Annotated in this window: 16 protein-coding genes; 13 read left to right on the forward strand and 3 right to left on the reverse strand. The window is 60.6% G+C overall.

Annotated features, from left to right (window positions below; translation table 11 throughout):
* Positions 1-49 precede the first annotated feature (49 nt).
* Positions 50-1,585 carry an HDOD domain-containing protein gene (locus GIW28_RS02730; protein ID WP_017138473.1) on the reverse strand — a complete coding sequence of 512 codons (1,536 nt, stop codon included), beginning with the start codon at positions 1,583-1,585 and terminating at the stop codon, positions 50-52.
* Between the two features lie 166 nt (positions 1,586-1,751).
* On the opposite strand from GIW28_RS02730, the gene motA reads away from it, so the two are divergent.
* Positions 1,752-2,603: a flagellar motor stator protein MotA gene (gene motA, locus GIW28_RS02735; protein WP_017138472.1), complete on the forward strand. Its 852-nt coding sequence runs from the start codon at positions 1,752-1,754 to the stop codon at positions 2,601-2,603.
* A 3-nt stretch (positions 2,604-2,606) separates the two neighbouring features.
* On the forward strand, positions 2,607-3,632 hold the full coding sequence (motB, locus tag GIW28_RS02740) for a flagellar motor protein MotB (RefSeq protein ID WP_017138471.1): 1,026 nt from the start codon (positions 2,607-2,609) through the stop codon (positions 3,630-3,632).
* Positions 3,633-4,087: 455 nt separating this feature from the next.
* Here motB and rsgA read toward each other — a convergent pair whose 3' ends face one another.
* Positions 4,088-5,119, reverse strand: coding sequence for a small ribosomal subunit biogenesis GTPase RsgA (rsgA, locus tag GIW28_RS02745; RefSeq protein WP_003171340.1), 1,032 nt, complete (start codon positions 5,117-5,119; stop codon positions 4,088-4,090).
* 107 nt (positions 5,120-5,226) lie between these two features.
* Between rsgA and orn the strand changes: the two genes are divergently transcribed.
* Positions 5,227-5,769, forward strand: a complete 543-nt coding sequence (gene orn, locus GIW28_RS02750) for an oligoribonuclease (RefSeq protein ID WP_056860533.1) — start codon at positions 5,227-5,229, stop codon at positions 5,767-5,769.
* Between the two features lie 181 nt (positions 5,770-5,950).
* The gene (locus GIW28_RS02755; protein WP_169986743.1) at positions 5,951-6,568 is read left to right on the forward strand and encodes a trimeric intracellular cation channel family protein; all 618 of its coding nucleotides are present in this window, start codon (positions 5,951-5,953) and stop codon (positions 6,566-6,568) included.
* Here the strand turns inward: GIW28_RS02755 and queG are convergent.
* On the reverse strand, positions 6,565-7,629 hold the full coding sequence (gene queG, locus GIW28_RS02760) for a tRNA epoxyqueuosine(34) reductase QueG (protein ID WP_017138468.1): 1,065 nt from the start codon (positions 7,627-7,629) through the stop codon (positions 6,565-6,567). The genes GIW28_RS02755 and queG overlap by 4 nt on opposite strands.
* A 63-nt stretch (positions 7,630-7,692) precedes the next feature.
* Between queG and GIW28_RS02765 the strand changes: the two genes are divergently transcribed.
* The 9 genes from GIW28_RS02765 (at position 7,693) to hflC (ending at position 17,143) form a co-directional block, all read left to right on the forward strand.
* On the forward strand, positions 7,693-8,553 hold the full coding sequence (locus tag GIW28_RS02765) for an NAD(P)H-hydrate dehydratase (RefSeq protein ID WP_236445727.1): 861 nt from the start codon (positions 7,693-7,695) through the stop codon (positions 8,551-8,553).
* A complete protein-coding gene (gene tsaE, locus GIW28_RS02770) occupies positions 8,541-9,011 on the forward strand; it encodes a tRNA (adenosine(37)-N6)-threonylcarbamoyltransferase complex ATPase subunit type 1 TsaE (RefSeq protein WP_017138466.1) in 471 nt (156 codons plus the stop codon). The genes GIW28_RS02765 and tsaE overlap by 13 nt, the downstream gene beginning before the upstream one ends.
* 17 nt (positions 9,012-9,028) lie before the next feature.
* Complete coding sequence (locus GIW28_RS02775) at positions 9,029-10,450, forward strand: N-acetylmuramoyl-L-alanine amidase (RefSeq protein ID WP_017138465.1); 1,422 nt, start codon at positions 9,029-9,031, stop codon at positions 10,448-10,450.
* A complete protein-coding gene (gene mutL / locus GIW28_RS02780) occupies positions 10,450-12,363 on the forward strand; it encodes a DNA mismatch repair endonuclease MutL (RefSeq protein ID WP_370589495.1) in 1,914 nt (637 codons plus the stop codon). The genes GIW28_RS02775 and mutL overlap by 1 nt, the downstream gene beginning before the upstream one ends.
* A complete protein-coding gene (miaA, locus tag GIW28_RS02785; protein WP_017138463.1) occupies positions 12,363-13,334 on the forward strand; it encodes a tRNA (adenosine(37)-N6)-dimethylallyltransferase MiaA in 972 nt (323 codons plus the stop codon). The genes mutL and miaA overlap by 1 nt, the downstream gene beginning before the upstream one ends.
* 93 nt (positions 13,335-13,427) lie before the next feature.
* Complete coding sequence (hfq, locus tag GIW28_RS02790) at positions 13,428-13,688, forward strand: RNA chaperone Hfq (protein WP_003188059.1); 261 nt, start codon at positions 13,428-13,430, stop codon at positions 13,686-13,688.
* 12 nt (positions 13,689-13,700) lie between these two features.
* Positions 13,701-15,002 (forward strand): ribosome rescue GTPase HflX, encoded by a 1,302-nt coding sequence (gene hflX / locus GIW28_RS02795; RefSeq protein ID WP_017138462.1) that lies wholly within the window; start codon positions 13,701-13,703, stop codon positions 15,000-15,002.
* A gap of 96 nt (positions 15,003-15,098) precedes the next feature.
* Positions 15,099-16,277, forward strand: a complete 1,179-nt coding sequence (gene hflK, locus GIW28_RS02800; RefSeq protein ID WP_017138461.1) for an FtsH protease activity modulator HflK — start codon at positions 15,099-15,101, stop codon at positions 16,275-16,277.
* Positions 16,277-17,143 (forward strand): protease modulator HflC, encoded by an 867-nt coding sequence (gene hflC, locus GIW28_RS02805; protein ID WP_017138460.1) that lies wholly within the window; start codon positions 16,277-16,279, stop codon positions 17,141-17,143. Before hflK ends, hflC begins: the two co-directional genes overlap by 1 nt.
* Positions 17,144-17,351 lie beyond the last annotated feature (208 nt).

The following is a 17,351-nucleotide window of genomic DNA, read 5'->3' on the forward strand; positions in this document are numbered from 1 at the left end:
TCCTGGGCACAAATGTTGGTGATAAAAGAGGGCGATTGTAGCGCAAGCATCAGGCGCTGCGGTTGGTAAAGCTGTGCAGCGCTTTCTCGATGCATTGAGCGGTTTTGCCAAAAGCCTGCACGGTGGTTTCCGAGAACGGCCCGCCGCCCTGGTCGGCGACCATCAGCATCACCACGCGGCCATTGCAGCTCAGAGAGCGTAGCAACAGGTGTTCACCGGTAAACCAGCGGCGCAGGATCGGCGGCAGCAGCGCAGAAAATTGCGCGTGATTGTCTGGCGTGAGGCGCACCTGGGCGGACTTTTCCAGCAAGCGTTGCAGCAGTGTGCTGTTGACGACGTCGAGGCTCAGGTTGGCAGCGTCCTTGGGCAAGCCATCGGCCTGATGCACACGCAAGGTACTCAGGGCGCGGTCGGCCATAAAGAGCAGCACCCGCTGCATGCCACTGGCGACCAAGGCTTCCTTGGCGCAGGTGGTCAAGTGCATGGCGTTGGCAAAGCGGCTTGGTTCGACCAGCAACTCGGTGCAGCGCTTGCGCCACACGGCCAGTGCTTCGGCAGTGGGCGGCGGTGCGGGCAGCAGGCCGCGATGGACCTTCTGCACATGCCACGGCCAGATCAGCGACAGCGCCGGGTGCCAGAGGTCCGGCATCAAGGTGGTGCGCGCGCTGGTGACCGCTTGTTGGTGAACCTGCTGCTGCACGTCACACAGCGGCGCTTGCAGGTACAGCGCGGTAAGGTATTGCCAGCGCTCGGTGTGCGGGCAGGTCCAGGATTCCTGGGCCGACATCGCCAGGCCGTTGGCCAGCAGCACGGTGTTGGCGGGTTGGTTCAACCAGCGCCGCAGGTTGGGTTCGGCATCGAGCAGTTGCTGCTGGCGCAGCGCGTCATCTTCGCGGGCGATGTGCAGCGCCTTGACCAGCAAGCGCTGCTCGGTCAGCAGCAGGTTGTAGCCCTGGGACACCCAGATCGGCAGGTGCCAGGCTTCGGTCAGGCCAAGGCACAAGTCGAGCAGGCGTACACCGAACAGTTCCTGCTCGACCTTGTGCGCCGACTGGCCTTTGTGGATGACCCGCAGTTCCCATTCTTCCAGGAGTTTGGGGTAGGCCACGGCCAGCGGCCACAGCGGCGACAGAAACAGCAGGCTGCCCCAATGGATGTCTTGCCACAGCCGCGCCAGGCGGCTGGCGAACAAACCGTTGGCTTGCTGTGAGGCGTGCTGGCTTATCAGCAGCAGTTGGCGCAAAGCCACCGGGATGTCTTTTTCCGGCACCGAGGGCAGGCGCGCGAGCAATTCTTCGGCGCGTTTGAGACCCAGGCGGTTCAGCGCCACTTCGAGGTTTTCCGCCGGCCCCGACAGGCTGCCGTGCGCCTGGCTGTTGGCCTCGCGCATCACACTGAGCACCAGTGCCGGGCTGTTTTGCATCAGCTCGGCAATATCTCGCAATGAACTGCGGCTGTCGCGGATGGCCTTGCACACGCGTTCGTGACTAGCCTGAGGAACAGGCAGCAGCACATCGTCCAGGCGCTTGATCCAAGCGGCGAGGGTGGTGGGTTTTGTATTTGGAACTGTCGTTTCGTTTGCCATGATTGGGGCGCGATCATCACTTGCGTTCTACACGCCCGGAACGGGCCGAATTGGCTTTTCGCCTTAACGGGCTATAGTCTGGCGCAGTTTTGCCGATAAGTAGAACAAGAGTTTTCTGCAGCACCCACTATGTCCATGAACCCGACGGCGCAAGTACCAATCTCCTATGGCTAAAATTATCGGCATCATCGTCGTCATCGCAAGTGTGCTCGGTGGGTACGTCCTGTCCCACGGTAAAATTGCCGCGCTGATCCAGCCCTTCGAAGTGCTGATCATCGGCGGCGCCGCGTTTGGTGCTTTCCTGCAGGCCAACCCCGGCTACATGACCATGCACGTGATCAAAAAGTCGCTGGGCATGTTCAGCTCACGCTTCTCTCACACGTTCTATCTTGAAGTGCTGGGGCTGATCTACGAGATCCTCAACAAGAGCCGCCGCGAAGGCATGATGGCCATCGAAGGCGACATCGAAGACGCTGCCGCCAGCCCGATTTTCGCCAAGTACCCGGCCGTGCTCAAAGATGAGCGCATGACCGCCTACATCTGTGACTACCTGCGCATCATGTCCTCCGGCAACATGGCCCCGCACGAGCTCGAAGGGCTGTTCGACATGGAGCTGTTCAGCCTGAAGGAAGAGCTGGAACATCCTTCCCACGCCGTGACCGGCGTCGCTGACGGCATGCCCGGTTTTGGTATCGTTGCGGCGGTACTGGGCATTGTGGTGACCATGGCATCCCTGGGTGAGGGCGACCAGAAGGCTATCGGCATGCACGTGGGCGCGGCCCTCGTCGGTACCTTCTTCGGTATCCTCGCGGCCTACGGTTTCTTCGGCCCACTGGCCACGTCCCTGGCCCACGATGCCAAGGAAGAAGTGAATTTGTACGAAGCGATCAAGGCCTGCCTGGTGGCTTCGGCGTCCGGCATGCCGCCATCGCTGGCGGTGGAGTTCGGGCGCAAGGTGCTGTACCCGAAACATCGCCCAAGTTTTGCCGAGCTGGAACAAGCGGTTCGCGGTCGCTAAGTCATGGAAAACAACCAGCCGATAATCATCAAGCGCGTCAAGCGCTTCGCTGCGGGGCACCATGGCGGCGCCTGGAAAATCGCCTTCGCCGACTTTGCCACGGCGATGATGGCGTTCTTCCTGGTGCTGTGGCTGATGTCGACCGCCACGCCCGAGCAGAAGATCGCCATTGCCGGTTACTTCAAAGACCCGATTGGTTTTTCGGAAAGCGGCACGCCCTTCGTGATCGACCTGGGCGGCTCACCGCAACTGGCGCCTGAGCGCACCATCAACCCCGAGGTCAAGACCGAGTCGCCGCAGGAAAATATCCCGATCGAGCGCGACACCGTCGAGAGCATGGCCGAGCAGGTCGAGAAAGAGCGCCTGGAGTTGTTGCTGCAGGAACTGCAGACCAAGGTCGAAGAAAACCCGCAGCTGCTGAAGTTCAAGGATCAGATTTCCTTCGAGATCACCCCCGAAGGCTTGCGCATCCAGATCACCGATGCGGCCAATCGGCCGATGTTCGACTCCGGCAGTGCGCGCTTGAAGCCGTACTTCGAAGATATCCTGCTGGCCATGGCCGACACCATCAAGGCGGTGCCGAACAAGATCAGCATCAGCGGTCATACCGACGCCAAGCCCTATGCGGGCCAAGGCGACTTCGGCAACTGGGAGCTTTCGGCCAACCGCGCCAACGCCGCCCGCCGTGCGTTGGTGGCGGGCAGCTATCCCGACCCGCAAGTGGCGCGCGTGGTGGGGTTTGCGTCCTCGCAGTTGTTTGACCCTAAAGACCCGTTCAACCCGATCAACCGCCGTATCGATATCGTGGTGCTGACTAAAAAAGCCCAGCGTGCGATTGAAGGTGATCAGCCGCCACCTGCGGCGCCGACCCAGGGCGAAGGCGCACCGGGTGAAGTGCCGGCAGATCCGAATGCTATTCCGCCAGGGCAGGAGCCGCTGCCGGCCCATGAGCTGCGGCAGAAGCTGAACCTGTTTGATGACGGCGGGGTGAAAGACCCTACGGCGCCTGCGCCAACGCCGGGTTCGTAAGCGGTCTTTGTTGGTTGTAAATGAAAACGCCCCGACTATGTCGGGGCGTTTTCATTTGTGTTCAGAGAGGAAGGTAGGCTTTGACGCCGCTGATGACAACTCGCATGTCCTCCACGCACAGGCGCGGCACGAAGTACTCCCGGCCCTTGGAGCGAGTCTTTCTGTGCAGTTGTTAATGCCCCACAAAAAGCAAAGCCGCCCGAAGGCGGCTTCATTCGACGCGCAGTGGAGCTTGCTTCGCCCCTTCTGCGCCGCTGGATCAACCCCGAAAAGGATCCAGACTCCTGCCAGCTTTCGCTGGTGACGGAGCAATTATGCGCATCGAGAAATCCGAATACAAGCTGGCTTGTGCGTATGAGCCACCCAGTTGGTCCGGATTCTTGATGCCTGCTCCTATTAAATCAATGGACTAGGGGCTTCAGTACACTGGTTTATGTGTATCAAGAAGTGGATCGTTAGTAGCTGCTCTCCGGCAAGCTCGCAATAATCGACCGATAGCTGTTCATTCGCTGCTGCTGCACGCGCCCATCTTCCAGGGCCTTGAGCAACGCACAACCCGGCTCACGGTCGTGTTTGCAGTCGCGGAAGCGGCAGGTGCCGATCAGATCGTTGAACTCGATGAAGCCCGCTTCCACATCGCTGCGGCTGACGTGGCCGAGGCCGAATTCACGGATGCCTGGGGAGTCGATCAACTCACCGCCGCCGGGGAAGTGGAACAACCGCGCGGTGGTGGTGGTGTGGGTACCCTGGCCGGACAGTTCCGACAGCGGGCCGACACGGGTGTCGACTTCCGGCAGCAGGCTGTTGACCAGCGATGACTTGCCCACGCCAGACTGGCCGACGAACACACTGATGCGCCCGTCCAACTGCTGTTGCAGTTGTTCCATGCCATTGCCGTGATGCGCCGACACTTCCAGCACCGGGTAACCCAGGGTGCGGTAGACCGCCAGCAACGCGTTGAGCGCCGGGGCGTTCTGCTCGTCGATCAGGTCGAATTTGTTCAGCAGCAGCAGCGGGCGAATGCCGGCATGCTCGGCTGCGACCAGGTAGCGGTCGATCAGGTTGGCGTGCGGCTCGGGCAGCGGCGCGAACACGATCACGATCATGTCGACGTTGGCCGCCACTGGCTTGAGCTGGCCACGACTGTCGGGGCGGCGTAGTTCGGTGGTGCGCGGCAATTGGGCGACGATCACGCCGATGCCCTGGTTGCCGGCACGCCACACGACCTTGTCGCCGGTGACCAGCGCAGGCAGGTTGGCGCGCAGGTGGCAGCGCGACACCGAGCCTGCGAGTTCGCCCTCGAGCGCCTCGACTTCGACCTGCACACCAAAGTGCGCGATCACCAGGCCCGTTTGTTCAGGCCCCAGGTCGCCGCCCTCGAGCGCTTCCACGGCGGAGGATTCACGTTTGGCGGCGCGAGCGGCGCGTTCGCCTTGAATCTTTTCGATGCGCCAGTTTTGGCGGCGATTGAGCTGGCGTTTGGCCATTGGTGTTCCGTGTCGATAATGCAAAGGTTGGGTAAAACGGTCGCGAGTCTAGCACGCCCCCGCCTGCTAAACTGCGCAGCTAAGCCAAGGGCCAAGAGAATCAAGCCATGCAAAACCCACAGAACCTGATTTGGATCGATCTGGAAATGACCGGTCTGAACCCCGACACCGACGTCATCATCGAGATGGCGACCATTGTCACCGACAGCAACCTCAACACCTTGGCCGAAGGTCCGGTGATCGCCATCCACCACAGCGACGCTGTACTGGCCACCATGGACGAGTGGAACACCCGCACCCACGGCAATTCCGGCCTGACCCAGCGCGTGCGCGACAGCCGCATCAGCATGCGCGACGCCGAAGCTGAAACCATCGCCTTTCTGGAAAAGTGGGTGCCCAAGGGCAAGTCGCCAATCTGCGGCAACAGCATCTGCCAGGATCGTCGCTTCCTTTATACGCACATGAAGGGGCTGGAAAGCTACTTCCACTATCGCAACCTGGACGTGTCCACGCTCAAAGAGCTGGCGGCGCGCTGGGCGCCGGAGGTCAAGGACAGCTTCCACAAAGGCAGCACGCATTTGGCGCTGGATGACATTCGCGAGTCGATCGCCGAGTTGCAGCATTACCGCAAGCATTTCATCAAGGCTTGAATCTGTGGCGCCTGCTCTGGCCCTATCGCAGGCAAGCCAGCTCCCACACTTTGACTTGTGAACACATTCAAATGTGGGAGCTGGCTTGCCTGCGATGCTGTCAATACGGTCTTTCGCCATGCGCCCCCTTTTGGTGCCATCACCCAATGATTAGAATGCGCGCCTATTCGCAAGGATCGCCATCATGCTGTTGATGCTCTACCTCATCGCCATCACCGCCGAAGCCATGACCGGCGCGCTGTCCGCCGGGCGCCGTGGGATGGACTGGTTTGGCGTGGTGCTGATCGCCTGCGTCACGGCGCTGGGCGGCGGTTCGGTGCGCGATGTACTGTTGGGGCATTACCCGCTGACGTGGGTCAAACACCCGGAATACCTGGTGCTGACCTCGATCGCCGCGCTGGTGACGATCTTTATTGCACCGCTGATGCGCCGTCTGCGCTCGCTGTTCCTGGCGCTGGACGCCTTGGGCCTGGTGGCGTTTACCCTGATCGGCTGCATGACTGCTTTGGAAATGGGTCACGGCATGCTGGTGGCTTCAGTCAGCGGCGTGATCACGGGCGTATTCGGCGGCATCCTGCGCGATATCTTCTGTAACGACATCCCGCTGATCTTTCGCCGCGAGCTGTACGCCAGCGTGTCGTTCCTCGCGGCCTGGTTCTACATGCTGTGCCTGTATCTGCAACTGCCCAGCGAGCAGGCGATTCTGCTGACTTTGTTCAGCGGCTTTTTATTGCGGCTGCTGGCGATACGTTTTCACTGGGAAATGCCCAAGTTCGTCTACAACGACGACGTGCACTAGCGCGTAGCGTGCTGGTTCAGCGCCCATTCCACATGTTCGCGCACCAGTTCGGACGGATAATCGCGACGTGCTTTCAAGGCTTCGAGTACCGGAATGCTTGACGGCGCGTTGCCCAGGCCCACTGCCAGGTTGCGCAGCCAGCGCTCATACCCGGCACGACGCAGGGGCGAGCCTTCTGTGTTGCTGAGGAATTTATCCTCGTCCCACATAAACAATTCGGCCAGTTCTGCGTTATCCAGATTGTGCCGTGGCTTAAAATCGCTTTCGGCCGTGGATCGGGCGAAACGATTCCACGGGCAAACAATCTGACAGTCATCGCAGCCGAACACTCGATTGCCGATCAGTGGGCGCAGGTCCTCGGGGATCGCACTCTTGAGCTCGATGGTCAGGTAGGAAATGCAGCGCCGCGCGTCGAGCACATAGGGGCCGACGAAGGCATTGGTGGGGCAGATATCCAGGCATGCGGTGCAGCGGCCGCAATGCTCGGTGACGTGAGGCGCGTCCACGGGCAACGGCAAATCGACAAACAGTTCGCTTAAAAAGAAATAGCTGCCGGCCTTGCGATTGAGTACCAGGGTGTTTTTGCCGATCCAGCCGAGGCCAGCTTGTTCGGCAATGGCTTTTTCCAAAACGGGCGCGCTGTCGACAAAGGCGCGAAAGCCGAACGGGCCGATCTGTGCCTGGATACGGTCGGCCAGTTGTTGCACGCGCTTGCGGATCAGCTTGTGGTAATCGCGACCCAAGGCGTAACGGGAGATGTAGGCTTTTTCTGGCTTGGCCAGCAACTGCGCCATTTGCGTGTCGCCTGGCAGATAATCCATGCGCAGCGAAACCACACGCAGCGTGCCCGGCACCAGTTCATCGGGGTGCGAACGTTTGCTGCCATGGGCGCCCATGTATTCCATCTCGCCGTGGTAGCCCGCGTCGAGCCAGCGTTGCAGGTGCTGCTCATGCTCGGCCAGGTCCAGGCCGCTGATGCCGACTTGTTGAAAGCCCAGCTCGCGGCCCCAGTCTTTGATCGATTGGGCGAGGGCGGGCAGATCGGAAGTAATTGCAGGCATGAGACACGGGAAACCACAGGTTAGATGCGTATAATTCTGCCAGACATCGGAGCTTGAAGACGCATGCCGCAGACAAAACACACAATTACCGACGTACAGCCGCTGTTGCACGGCCATTTGCCGCAACTGGCTGCACGCTCCCCGGACGCCCATAAAGGCCAGTTCGGTCACCTGCTGGTCATCGGCGGCGACCATGGCTTTGGCGGTGCCGGGCTGCTCAGCGCCGAAAGCGCCTTGCGCAGTGGCGCAGGCATGGTTTCGTTGGCGACTCGCCCGGAACACGTGCCAGCCGCACTCGCACGTTTGCCGGAGGTGATGACCGTCGGCGTCAGTTCGGCCAATCAGTTGATGGGGCTGCTGGAAAAAATCTCGGTGATCGTTATCGGTCCTGGCCTGGGCGCAGCGTCCTGGGGCAAAAGCCTGTTGTCGGTTGCCGCCAACGCCCAGCAGCCGCAAGTTTGGGATGCTGACGCCTTGAACCAGTTGGCCGCAGGCGTCGTAAGCCTGCCGGCCAACAGCGTTATCACGCCGCATCCCGGTGAGGCGGCGCGGTTGATGGGCATCACGACAGGCGCGGTTCAGGCCGATCGCCTTAACGTGGCGCGCGCGTTAAGCCAGAAATTCAATGCAGTGGCTATCCTCAAGGGTGCTGGCAGTTTGATTGCCAGCCCGGACGGCCGTGTTTCGCGCTGTGACCAAGGTCACCCGGCGATGGCGACGGCCGGTTTGGGTGATGTGCTGAGCGGCTTGGTGGGTGCATTGCTGGCCCAGGGCATGCCCGCCTATGAGGCAAGTGGCCTGGCTGTGTGGTTGCACGCCACGGCGGGGGATCGCCAAGGCACTTATGGTCGCGGCCTGGCCGCCAGCGACCTGATACCTGCCATTCGTCAATTGCTGGAGGAGCAGTCGCCGTGCCTGAAGTAAGCCTTTTTCTGGCTGATGAAGACGCCATGGTTGCGTTGGGTCAGCGTATTGCACAGGTTACGGCCGGCGCAGGACTGATATTCCTTGAAGGGGACCTGGGCGCGGGCAAAACCACGCTGTCGCGAGGGATAATTCGTGGGTTGGGCCACACGGGCGCGGTAAAAAGCCCGACGTTCACCTTGGTCGAACCCTACGAGATCGGCGCAGTTCGCGCCTTCCATTTCGACCTGTATCGGCTGGTCGACCCCGAAGAACTGGAGTACATGGGCATCCGTGATTACTTCGATGAAGACGCACTGTGCTTGATCGAGTGGCCAGATAAAGGCACAGGCTTTTTGCCAAAGCCGGACCTGACCATTACCATTACGCCGCATGAGCATGGACGTCAGCTGAAGTTGTTGCCCCAGAGTGCGCGCGGCCAGTCTTGGTGCGCGGCCCTGGCATTGGAATTCAAATAAAATTGGTGGGGTTAGGTATGCGCTTTCGCGCGATGGTTGCTGTCGTAGGGGTGTTGCTTGCGGCAATGACTTTCAATGCTCTGGCTGCTTCACAGGTGAAAAGTGTTCGCCTGTGGCGAGCGCCGGATAACACGCGACTGGTGTTCGACCTGTCTGGCCCGGTCCAGCACAGCGTCTTTACCCTGACGGCGCCCGATCGCCTGGTGATCGACATCAACGGCGCCACCCTCGGCGCGCCGCTGAAAGTCTCAACCGCCAATACCCCGATCACCGCGATGCGCTCGGCCCAGCGCACGCCGACGGACCTGCGTGTGGTCATCGACCTGAAAAAGGCCGTGACCCCGAAAAGCTTTGTGCTGGCGCCTAATGCCCAATACGGCAATCGGTTGGTGGTCGACCTGTTCGACAACGCCGCCGACGCTGCACCACCGCCTGCGCCAACCCCAAGCGTTGCGACTGTTCCAGCCGTGCCGGTCAACCCGTCGCAGCCGCAGGTCAAGTTGCCGCCGCCACCACCTGCGCCTGCGGGCAAGCGCGACATTATTGTGGTGATCGACGCCGGCCACGGCGGCGAAGACCCGGGCGCCTCCGGCTCGCGCGGCCAGCATGAAAAAGATGTGGTACTGGCCATCGCCCGTGAACTGCAGCGCCAGGTCAATGGCATGAAAGGTTATCGCGCCGAGCTGACCCGTACCGGCGACTACTTCATCCCGCTGCGTGGCCGTACCGAAATCGCCCGCAAGAAGGGTGCAGACCTGTTTGTGTCGATCCATGCCGACGCCGCGCCATCAACCGCTGCCTTCGGTGCCTCGGTGTTTGCCTTGTCGGATCGTGGCGCCACGTCCGAGACCGCACGCTGGCTGGCCGACAGTGAAAACCGTTCCGACCTGATCGGCGGGGCCGGCAACGTGTCCCTCGACGACAAGGACAAAATGCTCGCCGGTGTACTGCTCGACCTGTCGATGACCGCTTCGCTGACCTCCAGCTTGAACGTTGGCCAAAAAGTCCTCAGCAACATTGGCCGCGTGACGTCCCTGCACAAACAGCGCGTGGAGCAGGCTGGGTTCATGGTGTTGAAGTCGCCGGATATCCCGTCGATCCTGGTGGAAACCGGGTTTATTTCCAACTCCAACGAAGCCTCGAAGCTGGCCAGCGCCAATCACCAGCAGGCGCTGGCGCGTTCGATCAGCGCCGGTATTCGCCAGTTCTTCCAGCAGAACCCGCCGCCGGGTACCTACATTGCCTGGCTGCGTGATTCCGGCAAAATCGCCCAAGGCCCGCGTGACCATCGCGTGCAACCCGGCGACACGCTGGCCATGCTGGCCGTGCGTTTCCAGGTATCTGCCGCGACCTTGCGCAGCGCCAACAACCTGAAGACCGATGAGTTGAAAGTCGGTCAGGTGTTGACCATCCCTGGCACTGAATTGGCGGCGCAGTAATGAGCGACTCCTTATTGAACAGTGGCTCGCGCATCGAACTGCTCAGCCCGCGCCTCGCCAACCAGATTGCTGCGGGTGAGGTGGTTGAGCGCCCGGCGTCGGTGATCAAGGAATTGCTGGAAAACAGTATCGACTCCGGTGCCAAGCGCATTGATGTCGATGTGGAGCAGGGCGGCGTCAAGCTGCTGCGGGTTCGCGACGACGGCAGCGGGATTTCCTCGGATGACCTGCCGCTGGCCCTGGCTCGTCACGCCACCAGCAAGATTCGCGACCTTGAAGACCTTGAGCGGGTAATGAGCCTGGGTTTTCGCGGTGAGGCATTGGCGTCCATCAGCTCCGTAGCACGCCTGACCCTGACTTCGCGCACCCGCAGCGCCGAGCAAGCCTGGCAGGTGGAAACCGAAGGCCGTGACATGGCGCCTCGTGTGCAGCCGGCCGCGCACCCGGTGGGGACGTCGGTTGAAGTTCGCGACCTGTTTTTCAATACGCCCGCGCGACGCAAGTTCCTCAAGGCCGAAAAAACCGAATTCGATCACCTGCAAGAAGTCATCAAGCGCCTGGCGTTGGCGCGTTTTGATGTGGCGTTCCATTTACGCCACAACGGCAAAACCATCCTCAGCCTGCACGAAGCCCATGACGACGCCGCGCGCGCTCGGCGGGTCTCGGCGATCTGCGGCGCAGGCTTCCTTGAGCAGGCGCTGCCGATTGAAATCGAGCGCAATGGCTTGCGCCTGTGGGGCTGGGTCGGTTTGCCGACCTTCTCCCGCAGCCAGGCGGACTTGCAGTATTTCTTTGTGAATGGCCGTGCGGTACGCGACAAACTGGTGGCCCACGCGGTGCGCCAGGCGTATCGCGATGTGCTGTTCAACGGGCGGCACCCGACGTTTGTGCTGTTCTTTGAAGTCGACCCGTCGGTGGTCGACGTCAACGTGCACCCGACCAAGCACGAAGTGCGCTTCCGTGACGGGCGCATGGTGCATGACTTCCTCTACGGCACGTTGCACCGCGCCTTGGGCGATGTGCGCCCCGATGATCAGTTGTCAGCGCCGATTGTGACGGCGGTGGTCAGGCCCAGCGGTCCGGAGGCCGGCGAGTTCGGGCCTCAGGGTGAAATGAGCCTGGCGGCCAACCTGCTGCAATCGCCGCAGCCGCAGCCTTCCTACACCGCGCCGGGGTCCGGTGCGGGCGCGGGTTATCAGTACCAATACACGCCACGCCCGCAGTCGACTGTGCCGGTAGCCGAGGCCCAGGCGGCCTATCGCGAATTTTTTGCACCGCTGCCGGGGGCTGAGCCGGGCGCTGTGGCGTTGCCTGAGGGCGGCGGTGATATTCCGCCTTTGGGTTATGCGCTGGCGCAGCTCAAGGGCATTTATATCCTGTCCGAAAACGCCCACGGCCTGGTGCTGGTGGACATGCACGCCGCCCACGAACGGATCATGTACGAGCGCTTGAAGATCGCCATGGCCAGTGAAGGTCTGAGCGGCCAGCCGCTGTTGGTGCCGGAATCCCTGGCGGTGAGCCAGCGTGAGGCCGATTGCGCCGAGGAACACCACAGCGTGTTCCAGAAGCTGGGCTTCGAACTGCAACGCCTGGGCCCGGAAACCCTGGCTATTCGCCAGATTCCCGCCTTGCTCAAGCAAGCCGAAGCCAACCGTCTGGTCGCCGACGTGCTGGCCGACCTGATGGAATACGGCACCAGCGATCGCATCCAGGCACATATCAACGAACTGCTCGGTACCATGGCCTGCCACGGTGCAATCCGCGCCAACCGCCGCCTGGCGTTGCCGGAAATGAACGGTTTGCTGCGCGACATGGAGAACACCGAGCGCAGCGGGCAATGCAACCATGGCCGACCGACCTGGACCCAAATGGGCCTGGACGACTTGGACAAACTGTTCTTGCGCGGCCGTTGATGAGTGCCTTGCCCCCCGCCATCTTCCTGATGGGCCCTACGGCCGCCGGCAAGACCGACCTGGCCATCGAGCTGACCAAAGTGCTGCCTTGCGAGCTGATCAGCGTCGACTCTGCCCTGGTTTACCGGGACATGGACATCGGCACGGCCAAGCCTTCAAAAGAACTGTTGGCACAGTATCCGCACCGGTTGATTGACATCATCGACCCGGCCGAGAGCTATTCCGCCGCCGATTTCCGTGCCGATGCCCTGGCCGCCATGGCCGAGATCACCGCGCGGGGCAATATTCCGCTGCTGGTGGGCGGTACGATGCTCTATTACAAGGCTTTGCAGGAAGGCTTGGCGGATATGCCTGCGGCGGACGCCCAGGTGCGTGGCGAAATTGAAGAAGAGGCTGCACGCCTTGGCTGGCAAGCCCTGCACGACCAGTTGGCGGCAGTCGACCCGGTTTCCGCTGCGCGCATTCACCCCAATGACCCCCAGCGCCTCAGTCGCGCCCTGGAAGTCTGGCGGGTGAGCGGCCAGACCATGACTGAACACAGGCTGAAACAAACTGCGCAAAGTGCTGATGCAGGCGCATCTGGACAGTCACAATTGCCCTATACTGTGGCGAATCTGGCCATTGCTCCGGCAAATCGCCAGGTGTTGCATGAACGAATTGCACAAAGATTCACAATTATGTTGGAACAGGGGTTTGTGGACGAGGTCGTAGCACTGCGTTCCAGAGGTGACCTGCATGCCGGGTTGCCTTCGATACGTGCTGTAGGCTACCGCCAAGTCTGGGAACACCTGGATGGCAAGCTGACGTCAGCCGAAATGCAGGAGCGCGGCATCATTGCCACGCGCCAATTGGCGAAGCGCCAGTTCACCTGGCTGCGCAGCTGGAGCGATTTGCACTGGTTGGACAGCCTGGACAGCGACAATCTGTCACGCGCCTTGAAATACTTGGGATCGGTCTCCATATTGAGCTGAGTCCTTGCAATTGCCGTCTATCCTTGGGGGTGTGACGGCCATAAGCTATCTATTTTCCGAATTTTATTATTGATCCTTAAAGGAGTGCGGCACATGTCAAAAGGGCATTCGCTACAAGACCCTTACTTGAATACTTTACGTAAAGAGAAAGTTGGGGTTTCCATCTACCTGGTTAACGGTATCAAGCTGCAAGGCACGATCGAGTCGTTCGACCAGTTCGTGATCCTGCTGAAAAACACCGTCAGCCAGATGGTTTACAAGCACGCTATCTCGACAGTCGTTCCAGTTCGTCCAATCCGTCTGCCTAGCGCAGCAGGTGATGAACAGGGTGACGCTGAGCCAGGTAACGCCTGATAGGAGTCTCCTTTGTTCTTTGAGCGCCACGGTGGTGGTGAGCGAGTAATCCTCGTTCACTTGGATGGACAGGACCCTGAGGCGCGCGAAGATCCGCAGGAGTTTCAGGAGTTGGCAAATTCGGCCGGCGCCGAGACCGTTGCGTTTTTTAACGTACCGCGTCATCGGCCAACCGCCAAATACCTGATAGGCAGCGGCAAGGTCGAGGAACTGCGCGACCTGGTTCACGCCGAAGAAGCCGATCTGGTGATCTTCAATCACACCCTCACGCCCAGTCAGGAACGTAACCTCGAACGTGTTTTCGAGTGTCGCGTGATCGACCGCACCGGTCTGATTCTCGATATTTTCGCCCAGCGCGCCCGTACCCATGAAGGCAAGCTCCAGGTAGAACTGGCCCAGCTTGACCACATGAGCACCCGGTTGGTACGCGGCTGGACTCACCTTGAACGCCAGGGTGGTGGCATCGGCATGCGCGGCCCGGGTGAAACCCAGCTGGAAACCGACCGCCGCCTGCTGCGGGTGCGCCTGCGCCAGATCAAGGGCCGCCTGGAAAAAGTACGCAGCCAGCGCGAACAATCACGCCGTGGTCGCTCGCGTGCGGATATCCCTACCGTGTCCCTGGTGGGCTATACCAACGCCGGCAAATCCACGCTGTTCAACAACGTGACGAAATCGGACGTGTACGCGGCCGACCAACTGTTCGCCACCCTTGACCCGACCTTGCGCCGTTTGGATATCGACGACCTGGGGCCGATTGTCCTGGCCGACACAGTAGGTTTCATTCGTCATTTGCCCCACAAGCTGGTCGAGGCATTTCGGTCTACGCTCGAAGAGTCGAGCAATTCCGACCTGCTGTTGCACGTGATCGATGCGGCCGAACCGGATCGCATGTTGCAGATCGAGCAAGTGATGGTGGTGCTGGGCGAGATTGGTGCACAAGACTTGCCGATCCTCGAGGTCTATAACAAACTCGATTTGCTTGAGGGCGTTGAGCCGCAAATCCAGCGCGATGAAGACGGCAAGCCCCAGCGGGTATGGCTGTCGGCGCGCGATGGCAGTGGTCTGGAGTTGCTTGAACAAGCGATTGCCGAACTGCTGGGCAGCGATTTGTTTGTCGGCACCTTGCGCTTGCCGCAACGTTTTGCTCGACTGCGTGCACAGTTTTTCGAACTGGGCGCCGTACAGAAAGAAGAATACGACGAAGAAGGTGTCAGCTTGCTGGCCGTTCGATTGCCGCGCTCGGAGCTGAATCGGCTGGTCAGCCGTGAAGGTGTGGTACCGACAGAGTTCATCGAACAACACACTTTGCAATAAAAGCCTCCGAAAGCGGTTGTGCCGCAGTAGCAGGCATTCTGTAGCATTGGTCGGCGCGCCGTGGGTGCGTCTTTGCTTTATCAGATGGAGAGCGCTATGGCTTGGAATGAGCCGGGTGGCAACTCGAATAATCAGGATCCTTGGGGTGGTAAACGCCGCAATAATGGCGACCGCAAGGGGCCACCAGATCTCGACGAGGCCTTCCGAAAGCTGCAGGAAAGCCTGAATGGGTTGTTCGGTGGTGGAAAAAAACGTGGTGGCGGTGACGACGGCGGTCGCACAAGCAAGGGCGGCGGCTATGGCCTGCTGGGCCTCGGGCTTGTCGTGCTCGCAGCCGTGTGGCTGTACAGCGCCGTGTACGTGGTGGACGAGCAGGAGCAGGCTGTTGTGCTGCGCTTCGGCAAGTACTACGAGACTGTCGGGCCAGGCCTGAACATCTATTTCCCGCCGATCGACAAGAAGTACATGGAGAACGTCACGCGTGAGCGTGCCTACACCAAGCAGGGCCAGATGCTGACCGAAGACGAGAACATCGTCGAAGTGCCGCTGACCGTGCAGTACAAGATCAGCAACCTGCAGGACTTCGTGCTGAACGTTGATCAGCCGGAAATCAGCCTGCAACACGCAACCGAAAGTGCCCTGCGCCATGTGGTGGGTTCCACCGCCATGGACCAGGTGCTGACCGAAGGTCGTGAATTGATGGCCAGCGAGATCAAGGAGCGCCTGCAGCGGTTCCTCGATACCTACCGCACCGGCATCACCGTCACTCAGGTGAACGTACAGAGCGCAGCTGCACCGCGCGAAGTGCAGGAAGCCTTTGATGACGTGATCCGCGCCCGTGAAGACGAGCAGCGTTCGCGCAACCAGGCTGAAACCTACGCCAACGGTGTCGTACCGGAAGCCCGTGGTCAGGCCCAGCGTATCCTTGAAGATGCCAACGGTTACCGCGACGAAGTGGTCTCCCGCGCCAAGGGTGAGGCGGATCGCTTCACCAAACTGGTTGCCGAGTACCGCAAGGCTCCGGAAGTCACGCGTGAGCGTCTGTACCTGGACACCATGCAGGAAGTTTTCAGCAACACCAGCAAGGTTCTCGTGACCGGCAGCAAAGGTGGGCAGAACAACCTGCTGTACCTGCCGCTGGACAAGATGATCGAAGGTGGTCGTAGCGGCACCAGCGCACCGTCCAGCAGCTCGAATGCCGCTGCCAACGAAGCGAGCGCCCGTGCGGCCGCTGACTTGCTGCAACAGCAAACACGTACCAGGGAGAGTCGTTGATGAGCAATAAATCGCTGACCGCCCTGATTGTGGGCGTCGTCGTGGTCATCGCTGCCTGGAACTGCTTCTACATCGTGTCTCAGACCGAGCGCGCGGTGTTGCTGCAATTCGGTCGTGTGGTGCAGGCGGATGTCCAGCCGGGCCTGCATGTGAAAGTCCCCTACGTGAACCAGGTGCGCAAGTTCGACGGCCGCCTGATGACCCTGGATGCACCGACACAACGCTTCCTCACCCTGGAAAAGAAAGCCGTGATGGTTGACGCCTACGCCAAGTGGCGCGTCAAGGATGCCGAGCGCTTCTACACCGCGACCTCCGGCCTCAAGCAGATTGCCGACGAGCGTTTGTCGCGCCGTCTGGAATCGGGCCTGCGTGACCAGTTTGGTAAACGCACCCTGCACGAGGTGGTATCCGGTGAACGTGATGCGCTGATGGCTGACATCACCCGTTCGCTGAACACGATGGCAGAAAAAGAGTTGGGCATTGAAGTGGTTGATGTCCGGGTCAAGGCTATCGACCTGCCGAAGGAAGTGAACCGCAGCGTGTTCGAGCGTATGAGCACCGAGCGTGAGCGTGAAGCCCGTGAGCACCGCGCCAAAGGTAACGAGTTGGCTGAAGGTATCCGTGCGGATGCCGACCGTCAGCGCCGTGTACTGCTGGCAGAGGCTTATCGCGAGTCTGAAGAGGCTCGTGGTGACGGCGACGCTCAAGCTGCGGCGATCTACGCCAAGGCTTACGGCCAGGACCAGGAGTTCTACGCGTTCTACCGTAGCCTGCGTGCCTACCGTGAAAGCTTCGCGAACAAAACCGACGTCATGGTGCTGGACCCAAGCAGCGACTTCTTCCGCTACCTGGAAAAGTCCAAGTAACCAAGCCTGTGACCTTAGGGCGCACTCCGTCGGGCGGCTAAAATGCCTGGCGGGGTGATCCTTTCAGAAAACGGGTGTATGATGCGGCAGCCGGGAAATTCCCGGCTTTTTTGCGTCTGCATGTTTGATTCGGCAGGCGCCACAGGTTTTTCGAGGAAAGTGCCCGACGAGGCCGCTGGCAGGCCGTTCGTCACGTCGCTCTTGCGCG

Source organism: Pseudomonas sp. PA-5-4B, assembly GCF_021606215.1.
GTDB lineage: Bacteria > Pseudomonadota > Gammaproteobacteria > Pseudomonadales > Pseudomonadaceae > Aquipseudomonas > Aquipseudomonas edaphica.